Origin of the sequence: Streptomyces sp. NPDC002742, from assembly GCF_042888885.1 — a bacterium.
Classification (GTDB): Bacteria; Actinomycetota; Actinomycetes; order Streptomycetales; family Streptomycetaceae; genus Streptomyces.
In genome coordinates this window covers 22,469-33,618 of the sequence record NZ_JBIAQF010000040.1, presented here as the reverse complement: position 1 = coordinate 33,618, position 11,150 = coordinate 22,469, and the positions used below count along the sequence as shown (strand labels likewise).

The 11,150-nt window shown below is 72.5% G+C and carries 9 protein-coding genes and 1 pseudogene; 6 read left to right on the top strand and 4 right to left on the bottom strand.

Annotated elements, in window-relative coordinates; all coding sequences use genetic code 11:
• The first annotated feature begins 226 nt into the window (after positions 1-226).
• The 5 genes from ccrA to ACFYW8_RS40855 all read left to right on the top strand — a co-directional run bounded on the left by ccrA (position 227) and on the right by ACFYW8_RS40855 (position 5,231).
• A complete protein-coding gene (gene ccrA, locus ACFYW8_RS40875; RefSeq protein ID WP_389091276.1) occupies positions 227-1,606 on the top strand; it encodes a crotonyl-CoA carboxylase/reductase in 1,380 nt (459 codons plus the stop codon).
• Positions 1,603-3,315: a 3-hydroxyacyl-CoA dehydrogenase family protein gene (locus tag ACFYW8_RS40870; protein ID WP_389091273.1), complete on the top strand. Its 1,713-nt coding sequence runs from the start codon at positions 1,603-1,605 to the stop codon at positions 3,313-3,315. Before ccrA ends, ACFYW8_RS40870 begins: the two co-directional genes overlap by 4 nt.
• Before the next feature lie 53 nt (positions 3,316-3,368).
• Positions 3,369-3,521, top strand: a complete 153-nt coding sequence (locus tag ACFYW8_RS40865; protein ID WP_389091269.1) for a hypothetical protein — start codon at positions 3,369-3,371, stop codon at positions 3,519-3,521.
• 233 nt (positions 3,522-3,754) lie between these two features.
• On the top strand, positions 3,755-5,050 hold the full coding sequence (locus ACFYW8_RS40860; RefSeq protein WP_389091264.1) for a glutamate-5-semialdehyde dehydrogenase: 1,296 nt from the start codon (positions 3,755-3,757) through the stop codon (positions 5,048-5,050).
• 16 nt (positions 5,051-5,066) lie between these two features.
• Complete coding sequence (locus ACFYW8_RS40855; protein ID WP_365881010.1) at positions 5,067-5,231, top strand: hypothetical protein; 165 nt, start codon at positions 5,067-5,069, stop codon at positions 5,229-5,231.
• A gap of 499 nt (positions 5,232-5,730) precedes the next feature.
• Here the strand turns inward: ACFYW8_RS40855 and proB are convergent, their stop codons facing one another.
• The 3 genes and pseudogenes from proB to ACFYW8_RS40840 form a co-directional block, all read right to left on the bottom strand.
• Positions 5,731-6,996, bottom strand: coding sequence for a glutamate 5-kinase (proB, locus tag ACFYW8_RS40850; protein WP_389091260.1), 1,266 nt, complete (start codon positions 6,994-6,996; stop codon positions 5,731-5,733).
• Complete coding sequence (locus ACFYW8_RS40845; protein ID WP_389091256.1) at positions 6,993-7,991, bottom strand: alpha/beta fold hydrolase; 999 nt, start codon at positions 7,989-7,991, stop codon at positions 6,993-6,995. The genes proB and ACFYW8_RS40845 overlap by 4 nt, the downstream gene beginning before the upstream one ends.
• 302 nt (positions 7,992-8,293) lie before the next feature.
• Positions 8,294-8,548, bottom strand: a pseudogene (locus ACFYW8_RS40840) (WhiB family transcriptional regulator); the annotation flags it as partial.
• Between the two features lie 575 nt (positions 8,549-9,123).
• Here ACFYW8_RS40840 and ACFYW8_RS40835 point away from each other — a divergent pair.
• A complete protein-coding gene (locus tag ACFYW8_RS40835; RefSeq protein WP_389091253.1) occupies positions 9,124-10,185 on the top strand; it encodes a PhlD in 1,062 nt (353 codons plus the stop codon).
• A gap of 264 nt (positions 10,186-10,449) precedes the next feature.
• Here ACFYW8_RS40835 and ACFYW8_RS40830 read toward each other — a convergent pair whose 3' ends face one another.
• Positions 10,450-11,079, bottom strand: a complete 630-nt coding sequence (locus ACFYW8_RS40830; protein ID WP_389091250.1) for a TetR family transcriptional regulator — start codon at positions 11,077-11,079, stop codon at positions 10,450-10,452.
• Between the last annotated feature and the right edge of the window lie 71 nt (positions 11,080-11,150).

Here is an 11,150-nt window from a genome sequence, read left to right as displayed (position 1 = left end):
CCTTGTGGTGTTCGGGGCCCGGCCGAAGTGGAGCGCTTGTGGTGTTCGGGGTCTGGCCGAAGTGGAGCCCTTGTGGCGCTTGGGTCCGGCCGGCGCGGGGTCCTTGCGCTGCTCGGGGTTCGGGGCTTGTCCGGGTCGCCGCTTCATGCAAAACTCCCTCCTTGTTGAGTTCACTATGTGTTGAGTTTTTTTGTCGAGTGTGAACCGCGGAAGGTGGTGCCTGACCATGCGCGAACTGGTGGAGGTGATCGAGTCCCCGGACTCGACGCCGGCCGATGTGACGGCCCTGGGGGTTCCCGAGTCCTTCCGGGCCGCCGTCCTCCACAAGGAGGAGGTGGGCATGTTCGAGGGCGTCGAGCTGCGCGACCGGCGCCCCGCGGACTCCCTCCACGTCCAGGAGGTGCCGACGCCCGAACCGGGCCCGGGCGAGGTGCTGGTGGCCGTCATGGCCAGCGCCGTGAACTACAACACCGTCTGGAGCGCCCTGTTCTCGCCGGTGCCCACCTTCGCGGCACTGCGCCGCTACGCGCGCCTCGGCGGTCTCGCCGCCCGGCATGATCAGCCGTATCACGTCATCGGCTCCGACCTGTCCGGCGTGGTTCTCAAGTGCGGTGCCGGCGTGCGACGTTGGGGGGTCGGCGAACGCGTCGTGGCGCACTGCGTCTCGGTCGAACTGGAGCACGCCGAGGGCCATGGCGATCCGATGCTCGACCCCGAGCAGCGCATCTGGGGCTACGAGACCAACTACGGAGGACTCGCCCAGCTCGCCCTGGTCAAGTCGACGCAACTGCTCCCGAAGGCCGAACACCTCACCTGGGAGGAGGCCGCCTCGCCCGGACTGGTCAACTCCACCGCGTACCGCCAGCTCGTCACCCGCAACGGCGCGGGCATGAAGCAGGGCGACAACGTCCTCGTCTGGGGCGCTGTCGGCGGACTCGGCTCGTACGCCACACAGCTCGCCCTGGCCGGCGGCGCCAACCCCATCTGTGTCGTCTCCTCGCCCGAGAAGGCCGCGCTCGCCCGCGAACTGGGAGCGGAACTGATCATCGACCGCAAGGAGGAGGGCTACCGCTTCTGGCAGGACCCGCACACCCAGGACCCCAAGGAGTGGCGCCGATTCGGTTCCCGCATACGCGAGTTGACCGGCGGCGAGGACGTGGACATCGTCTTCGAGCACCCGGGCCGGGAGACCTTCGGCGCGTCCGTCTACGTCACCCGCAAGGGCGGCACCATCGTCACGTGTGCCTCCACGGCCGGCTACACCCACGAGTACGACAACCGCTACCTCTGGATGAGCCTGAAGCGGATCGTCGGCTCGCACTGCGCCAACTACCGCGAGGCCTGGGAGGCCAACCGTCTGATCGTCAAGGGCAGGATCCATCCGACCCTGTCACGGACGTACGCCCTCGACGAGGTGGCCAGGGCCGTCGAGTCGATCCACCGCAACGAACACCACGGCAAGGTCGGCGTCCGCTGCCTGGCGCCGGCCGAGGGACTCGGTGTCACGGCCCCCGAGTTCCGCGCCCGCCACGAGAGTGCCATCAACCGCTTCCGCACACCCCGGACCGAGAAGAGCGCGCCCTCACTGAACGGGATCGCCGCATGAGCGCCCCGCGCGACACGGTGGGCGTGGTCGGCCTCGGGGCCATCGGCGCCGCGTTCGCCATCCGGGCCGCGGCAGCCGGACACCCGGTTCTCGCCCTCGACCCCGGTGAGCGGGCCGAGGAGCGGCTGCGGCAGCTCCTCGACCTGACCCCCGAGGCGCGCGGGCGCGTCCGTCTCGTCACCGGCTGGGAGGAACTCGCCCCGGCCGCAACCGTGCTGGAGGCGGTGCCCGAGCGACGCGACACGAAGGCCGAGGTGCTGAGCGCCCTCGACGCGGCGTGCCCGGCCGGGACCGTTCTGGCCTGCAGCGCGGCAGCCCTCTCGCTCACCGGCCTCGCGGCCGCCTCTGGGCGGCCCGACCGGCTCGTCGGCCTCCATCTCGCCCTGCCCACCGCGGGCCTCGCGGAGATCGGCCGGACCGTGATGACCGACGACGCCGCCCTCCGCCAGGTCCGAGGGCTCGTCGAAGGCATCGGTCTGGCCCAGGTCACCGTAGGCGACCGGGCCGGACTGATCTCCGCCGCGCTGCTCTTCGGCTTCCTCAACCAGGCCGTCACGATGTACGACCAGCGGCTCGCCGGACGCGACGACATCGACGCCGCGATGCGCTACGGCTGCGGACTCCCGCTCGGGCCGCTCGAACTGCTCGACCTGATCGGCACGGACACCGCCTGCGACATCCTCGACGTCCTCGCCGCCCGCTCGGGCGAGTCCGCGTTCCAACCCGCCCGCAGGCTGAGGCACATGTCGCTCGCGGGACTCCTCGGCCGCAAGTCGGGACGCGGCTTCTACGACTACCGGGGAGCCGACGGAAGGACGCCCGCACCCGAGCCGGCCTCGCCCGCCGCGACGACGGACCGCGCCGTCCGCAGCGTCGGCATCGTCGGGACCGGCACCATGGCCACCGGCATCGCGGAGGTCTTCGCCAAGGGCGGCATCACCACCGTGCTGGTCGGCCGCACGGACGAACGCGCCAAGTCCGCCTGGGAGGCGGTCGCCACGTCGACGGCCCGCGCCGTACGACGAGGCAAGCTGACCGAGGCCGATCGTGAGGCCGCCCTGGAGCGGCTGGCCCCGACCGGAGATCTGGACCAGCTGGCCGACTGCGACCTGGTGATCGAGGCCATCGCCGAAGACCTGGACGTGAAGAAGCGGCTCTTTCGCACACTGGGCGGACTCTGCCGTCCCGGTGCCCTGCTCGCCACCACCACCTCCAGCCTGCCCGTGATCGAATGCGGTCTGGCCTCCGGGCGCCCCGAGGACGTGATCGGGCTGCACTTCTTCAACCCGGCACCCCTCATGCGGCTCGTCGAGGTGATCCCCTCGCTGGCGACGTCGCCCCAACACGCGGACACCGCCAAGGAGCTGTGCCGCTCGTTGGGCAAGCACCCGGTGCGGTGCATGGACCGCCCCGGCTTCATCGTCAACGCGCTGCTCTTCCCGTACCTCAACAGCGCGGTCCGTCTGACGGAGAGTCACTACGCGGACACCGACGAGATCGACGACGTGATGAAGCGGGGCTGCGGCTACCCGCTCGGCCCCTTCGAGCTGCTCGACATCATCGGCCTCGACATCTCGCTGAGCATCCAGCACGTCCTGCACGACGCGGACCGTCATCCCCGTACCGTCCCCGCGCCCCTGCTCGGGCACCTGGTCGCCGCCGGCCGCGCGGGACGCAAGTCCGGCGCCGGATTCCGGGTCTACGGCTGATGGCCCGCACCCGGGCGGCGGACGGCCGGCGGCCCGACCGAAGGAGGAAGCAGATGATGACAGACCCCGACCGGACCTCGGCCGCCGACAACCTCGGCTGGGCCATGCTGGCGGAACTGACCGGCTGCGCCGAGGTGTTCCGGGCCCTCAGCCCGGCGCCGTCCGAAGGACCGGAGTCCACCCCACCGGACGGAGCCGACCGATGACCGGGCCCGCACGGGCCACCCTGCCCGGCTCCCCGCCCGAAGCCCCGCCCGGCTCCCCACCTGCCGCCGATCCGTGCACCCGACCCGCCGCTACGCCCGGCGGCTCCCCGCCCGCCGGTACGGCCCACCCCACCGAGCCCCGAGCCGGCACGGCCGGTCCCGCGACTCCTGGCAGCCGAACGGCCGACGTCACCGCGGCACCGGTGAGCGCGGCCTGCCGAACGGCAGCCGCCGTGAGTGATTTCGCGTCCATCGCGGACGCGTCCACCGTCCGGGAGGCGGCGCTGGCGGCTCGTGCCGCCGCCACCCGGCTGTCCACGACGACCGGCGCCGAGCGGAACACCGCGCTCATGGCCGTCGCCCGCCATCTGGCGGCGAGTTCGTGGCGGATCCTCGCGGCGAACCGGCAGGACGTGGACGCCGCCAGCGCGGCCGGACGGTCCACGACCGTGCTGGACCGGCTCGCCGTCTCGGCGGATCAGCTCGCGGCGCTGGCGCGGACGGTAGGGTCCCTGGCCGACGAGCCCGATCCGGTCGGCGAGGTCGCGAACGGATCCGTCATGCCCAACGGCCTTGAGGTGCGCCGGATCCGGGTGCCCCTGGGCGTCGTCGGCATGATCTACGAGGGCCGTCCGAACGTCACCGTCGACGCCGCGGCGCTCTGTCTCAAGAGCGGCAACGCGGCCCTGCTTCGGGGCTCTTCGACCGCCCGGCACACCAACGGGGTCCTCGTCCAGGTGATCCGCGAGGCCCTCGCGGACACCGACGTGCCCGTCGACGCCGTCCAGCTCGTGCCCGGCGTCACCCATGCCTCCGTGCGCGAACTCATGTCCCTGCGGGGCCTGGTGGACGTTCTCGTCCCGCGCGGCGGCCACGACCTCATCCAGGCCACCGTGCGCGACTCGGCGGTCCCGGTCATCGAGACGGGCGTCGGCAACTGCCATGTCTACGTCGACCAACACGCCGACCTGGACAAGGCGTTGGCGATCCTGCTGAACGCCAAGACGCAGCGTCCGTCGGTCTGCAACGCAGCCGAGTCGCTGCTCGTCCACGAGGCCGTCGCGCACGCCTTCCTGCCCCGCGCCCTGTCCGCGCTGACCGCTCACGGGGTGACCGTGCACGGTGACGCGGGGGTGCGGTCCTTCCACCCCGCCGTGGTGCCCGCCACCGACGAGGACTGGGCATGCGAGTACCTCTCCCTGGATCTCGCGGCCGCCGTGGTCGACTCGCTGGACACAGCCGTCGACCACATCCGCGCGTACGGCACGGGACACACCGAGGCGATCGTCACCGACTCACAGAGCGCCGCCCGCCGCTTCGTCGCGGCCCTGGACACAGCGGTGGTCGCGGTGAACGCCTCCACCCGGTTCGCCGACGGCGGGGAGATCGGTCTCGGCACCGAACTCGGCATCTCCACCCAGAAACTGCACGCGCGCGGCCCGATGGGGCTCACCGCGCTGACCACCACCAAGTACGTCCTCGTGGGCGACGGGCACATCCGGGGCGGAGCCGCCGCCCCGCTCGCCTAGATCAGGAGGTCCGGTCATGTACGTACGCATCATCACGGCGACGGAGCCGTCCGGTCGGCTGCTGTACGAGGAGGAGCCGCCGCGGGAACGGTCGGCCGTGGCCGTGGGGCGCCCCTGGCTGGGACTGGCCGGGGTCGACGACGATCCGGCCGAGTTCCACATCGTCCGCGGCATCGACTAGGTCCCTGTAAGGGGTTAGGCCGCGCCCGGCCGGGTGCTCCCTCCCCGGCCGGGCGACCTCGCACCTCTCAGGGGCCGCACGGGGACGGCGTCCGGGGCACCGTGGTGCCCCGGACGCCGCCTGCCCGGGAGCGGTCCGCCAACCGGACCGGCACCCGAGCGATCCGGTCACCGCCCGCCAGGGATGGGTTCGGCCACGCCCCGCCACGGGAGGGGGCCAGCCACCGCAGCGATCGGGCCACCGCCCGCCAGGCGAAGGGTCCGGTCACCGCCCGCCAGGGATGGGTTCGGCCATCGCCTCGCCACGGGAGGGGTCCGGCATCGCAGCGATAGGGCCACGGCCCCCAGGCGAAGGGCCCGGACACGCCCGCCAGGCGAAGGGTCCGGTCACCGCCCCGCCACGGGAAGGGTCCGGCCACCGCACCTGCACCAGCCCCGTCGGCGGCAGCCGCCCCGCCCCGGCCCGCCCCGGCCTTCGGAGCTCTCACGGGCAGGCCCGTTCACCGGGTCGGCCGGTCGTCGCCGGTGCCCGCTCGCGCGTACTCCTCCGCTGTGCGGATCCTGATGCTGACACGGGCTGTGGCTGGCGGGGTGGCCGTTGCAGCCGGTGCGGGTGGGACCGGGGCGCCGGCCGGGGCGTCGGCGGGGACGATCAGCCGTACCAGGTCGTCCTGGTGCACCACCTCGCGCGTCGAGTGGCCCTGCAACCGGGGGAGTTCACGCGCGTCGAGGCCGGCCAGGCCGCGTGCGACCACCCGGCCCGTCTCGTCCGTCAGCTCAACCGGATCGCCGGCGACGAAGTCCCCGTCGACGCGGATGACCCCGGCCGCGAGCAGCGGCCCCCGGCGCTGGGCGATGATCCGTACGGCGTGCGGGGTGAGCCGTACCGCGCCGCGCGGGCTGCTCGCGTGCTCCAGCCAGAGCAGATGGTCGGCGGACCGCTCTCCGGTGCGGTGGAAGAACGTCCCGGTCTCGCGGCCCGCGAGGGCGTCGGTGGCGTGCCGGGCCGCCGTGAGGACGACGGGGATTCCGGCGTCGGTGGCGATACGGGCGGCCTCCACCTTGGTCACCATGCCCCCGGTGCCGACCCCCGAGCTTCCGGTGCTGCCGATCTCCACGCCCGCCAGATCCTGTCGGCCGCGCACCTCACGCAGCCGCCGCGATTCGGGCCGGCCGGGGTCGCCGTCGTAGAGGCCGTCGACGTCCGAGAGGAGGACCAGCAGATCGGCCCGGACGAGATGGGCGACCAGCGCGGCGAGCCGGTCGTTGTCACCGAACCTGATCTCCGCCGTCGCGACCGTGTCGTTCTCGTTGACCACGGGCACGGCGCCCATCGCGAGAACCTGGGCGAGCGCGCGGTAGGCGTTGCGGTAGTGGGCGCGGCGGCTGATGTCGTCCGCGGTGAGCAGGACCTGGCCGACCCGCAGCCCGTAGCGGGCGAAGGAGGCGGTGTAGCGGGCGACGAGCAGGCCCTGGCCGACGCAGGCCGCGGCCTGCTGTCTGGCGAGGTCGCGCGGGCGCTCGTCGAGACCCAGCGGTGCGAGTCCCGCGGCGATCGCGCCCGAGGAGACGAGGACGACCTCGGTCCCGGCCGAACGCGCTCGCGCGAGAACGTCCACGAGGGCGTCCACCCGGTCCGAATCGAGCCCGCCCGCGGCGGTGGTGAGTGAGGAGGAGCCCACCTTGACGACGACTCGTCGGGCCGTCAGGACATCCGCGCGCAGAGGCGGTTCACCGGTCGGTCCGGTGGGCGCGGGCCGGTTCACAGCGCGGCCGGGGCGGCGAGGGCGAACCCGCCGGTCCGGCGCCGTGGCATCTCGCGCAGGAGCGTGTGCACGGTCTCCACGACGAGTACGGGCCGTTCGTAGGGCAGGTCGTGACCTTGGCCGGGAACCGTCTGCAGTACGGCCCCGGGGATGTCGTCGGCGAGTCGGCGCGCCTGCGCGGGCGGGGTGACGCAGTCCAGGGCGCCGACCAGGATCCGGGTGGGCACCTGGGCGAGCGCGCCGAGGCGGCCCGCGCAGTCGTGGGTGGTCAGCGCGGCGTAGAACTCGGCGATGGCCATCGCGGGAATGTCCCGGAAGGCGCGGGCGCCCTCGCGGACCGACTCGGTGTGAGGGCCCGCCCCGAACACCGCGCGCCACAGAGGCGCGGTGTGGGGATGGGACAGCGGACCGGTGAGCAGCCGGTGCACGGTCCTGGCCGAGCGCGGTGAGCGCAGCAGCCCGTCGGCGAGGTGCCGACGGGCCTGGGACAGCCGCCGTACGGCCGCGCCCGGCCGGTCGGCGGGGACGGTCAGTCCTTCGGCCACCTCGCTCAGACAGGTCGAGATCAGGCCGACGCCTCGCACCCGGTCCCCGAACAGGGCGGGCCGGTGGGCCGCGAGCTGCTGGATGGCCATGCCCCCCATGGAGTGGCCCAGGACCACCACCGGGACGTCGTCCCGGGTGGCCTCGGCCAGCACCCGGCCCAGGTCCCGGCCGAGCAGCGCCATGTCGAGCGTCCCGGCGCCGCGCGTCGAACGCCCGTGCCCGCGCTGGTCGTAGCTGATCGCGCGGACCGCGGGGAATCCCTGACGGGGGCGGGTCAGCGCGTCGATGTGCGGCCGCCAGTCCTGGGCGGACATCGTCCAGCCGTGACACAGCAGTACGGTCACCGGCGCATCGGGATCACCGTGCTCGTAGACGGCGATCTCGGCACCGTCGTCGGTGGTCACCGGCCGCGCCGGGCAGCGGGGTCCGGCGAGGGCGAGGGCGGTCATGAGGCCGGGCCGCGGTCGGCGGCGAGCGCTCCGGACCGGCGCCTGCGGGTTCTGTGCGTAGGGGCCCCGAGCGGGTGCGACTCGTGAATGCGGGCGTAGGGCGAGGCCGACTCGGCTGTCCGCCAGGCCTGTTGCACCTGCCCGTGGGTCAATCCCAGCGTTCGGCAGATCCGTTGGGGACTCCAGCCGTGGTGTCGCAGGAACCAGACGTACGCCGGGCGCTGCCGTGCCTCCGGACTGATCCGTCGTCCGCCGTCGGCCAGGAACGCGGCCAGCTCGGGGCTGATCGCGCCGAGGGTGCCGGCGACCCGGAGCAGCTCCCGGCGTTCGCGGACGTCGAGGCCGCCCCAGATGCCGGTGCTCTCGCCGTTCAGGAGCGCCTCGTCCAGGCACTGCCGGGACACGGGGCAGCCGGCGCACAGCCGCTTCGCCACCGCGTCCCGTTCGTCGTCCGTTCCTCCGGCGGGCGGAAAGAAGGTCTCGGGGTCGGCGTCACGGCAGGCCGCGCGCTCCACCCAGGGGTCGGTGTCCGCACGGTGCTGCGCCGGTGGGTGCATGGCGTTCGGGCCTTCCTCGGTGTGGGCGTGGACAGTTCACACAGACCGACAATAAACTCAACGGTCGATGATTTCAATGCTTGTTGATATGAGGTCTCCGGAGGCGCGGGACGGAGTCGTGGGCGCGAGGAAAAGTTGAAGGTGGGACGGTCTTCCTGTGGATTCCACGCTTGTTGAAATAGGGGCTTGCTGGCATCAACTCGGCTGGCGTACGGTCGCGTTGGTTTTACCCGCCGGGGCCGCTCCTGGGCCCCCTGGGAAGCGCCGACAGACGTGTCCCGGACCATGCCCGGCACCCCACCGTTCGCAGCGCGCTCTCAAGACGGGCGACCCCGCACCACGCTTCAGATCGTCATGTGCCATCGAGCTCGACGTTCTTCATCCGCGTTGTACAGAGCCCCCGACGGGGGAGCACGGGGCAGGCGCCTGGTGGGTGTCTCGCGTGCGCAGACTTCCATGGCGCGAGCTGTCGAACGTACCGGCGGCCGTCATCGGGCTCGGGCAAGGGGCGGCATCGCGCCCCTCGGAACGGGCTCGTTCTCGGTTCGGCAACTGTCCAAGCCTCTGGAGGTCCCATGCCCGTCGTCAGCGCCCCCGTCGTGTCCCTGCCTCGCCATCAGGTGACCACCGACGAACTGCTCGACCGCATCACGGAGTTGTACCCGGGAGACCCCGGCCTCGCCGCGGCCCGGCGCGTCATCAGGTCCACCACCGTGCGCACGCGCTGGTACTCCAGGCCGCTCCGGCAGCAGTTCGACCCCGACCTCCCGCTCGCGGAACGGACCCGCCTGCATCTGCTGGACAGCCTGGAACTGGCGGAGAAGGCCGCACGCGGAGCGCTCTTCGAAACGGGGCTCACCGCGGACGACATCGACGGCCTGATCGTCCTCAGCGCCACGGGGCACACGATGCCGGGGCTCGACGTCTTCCTGATGGAGAGGCTCGACCTGCCTCCCGCGGTCCGCCGCATACCGATAGCGCAAGTTGGGTGTGCGGGCGGGGTGTTCGGCCTCGTCCGCGCGATGGAACTGGTGACCGCCCGGCCGGGGTCAACGATCCTGGTGGTCTGCTCCGACGTGTTCAGCCACTACCTGCACCGGGGTGATTCCGCCCTGGACGGCATGATTCTGAAGGGGCTGTTCGGCGACGCGGCGGGTGCCTGTGTGGTGCGTACCGAGGCCGAGGGTCCCCACATGGAACTCACCGACTCCTGGGAGTACCTGCATCCCGGGAGTCACGGCCTCGTGGGCAGCCGGGTGGCCGGCGACGGACTGCACGCCTTCAACTCGCCCCAGCTGCGGCATGTGATCGAAGGCGCGATGCCGCCGCTCCTTGACTGGCTGGCGCGGACCGCACCGCCCGGAACGGATCCCGCGCCGAGGTTCCTCGTCTCGCACACCGGGGGCCCCAGGATTCTGGACGCCATCGTCAGCGGCCTGGGCTGCGAGCCCGCGATGATCGACCTCGCTCGCGACTCGATGCAGGAACTGGGCAATCTGGGGTCGGTATCGGTGCTCGACGTACTGGAGCGCACCTTCGCCAAGTTGCCGGCCGAAGGTGCCCACGGCCTGCTGTTCGCCGCCGGCCCCGGGGTCTCCCTGTTCGGCATAAGAGCCGTCTGGCACCCCTGGGGGTGAAGCGAGCGCGATGCGGTGCCTTCTGCCCCGGCCCTCCGGGGCGATGGCCTCGGGGCGAGCCGGTGACTCCGGCCCGAAGTCACCGGCTCCCGCCCGTGCGGGCGAGAGCGATCCGAAGGTGCCGAGCTTCCCGAACGCCCGCACCGGCTCCCGCCCGCACCGGCTCCCGCCCGCACCGGCTCCCGCCCGCACCGGCTCCCGCCCGCACCGGCTCCCGCCCGCACCGGCTCCCGCCCGTGCGGGCGAGAGCCCGCCGGGCGAGGGTCAGGCCTGTGTCCCCGCCCTGCGGGGCTCCAGCTCGGCGGACAGGCGAAGCTCAAGGGCCGGGACGACCCAGGCGAGGAATTCCTCGAAGTCCATGGAGGCCAGCGGTTGGATCTTGAGCACGTAGCGCATGAGGGCGAGGCCGACCAGGTGGCCCGACGCCAGGGCGGCGCGGGTCTCGGCGTCCGGCCGGTCCTTGTACCCGGAGGTCGCCGCCCACTTCATGGTGGACTCCTCCACCCTGGCGCGGAGCGTCTCCGACGTGGCGCTGTCGGCGAGGCCGGCCCGGTAGATGGCGGTCATGCCGTACCGGGTCTCGTCGCTCTCCCAGAAGGACAGATAGGTCCGGGCCAGCCAAGGTGCCTCCGAGGTGACGTCGCCCTCCAGGGACGGCGGCAGTTCGTCGAAGATGGAGGCGACGCTCAGCGGTGAGTTGACCGCGGCGTCGAACACTCCTTCCTTGTTGTCGAAGAAGTGGTGCACCAGCGCCGGATCCACCTGGGCGTCCTCCGCGATCGCGCGGATGGTCGTGCGGGCGTATCCGCGGTCGGCGAAGAGCTGGAGAGCGGACTCCAGGATCTGCTCACGGGTGCCGCTGTCCCCGGGCCGGCGTCCGCTGCGCGCGCGCACCGGGCGTGGCTTCTTCGCTGCCGGGGAGGGGGCCCGTCGAGGGGGAGCGGGCTTACGGGCGGGGGTGGACG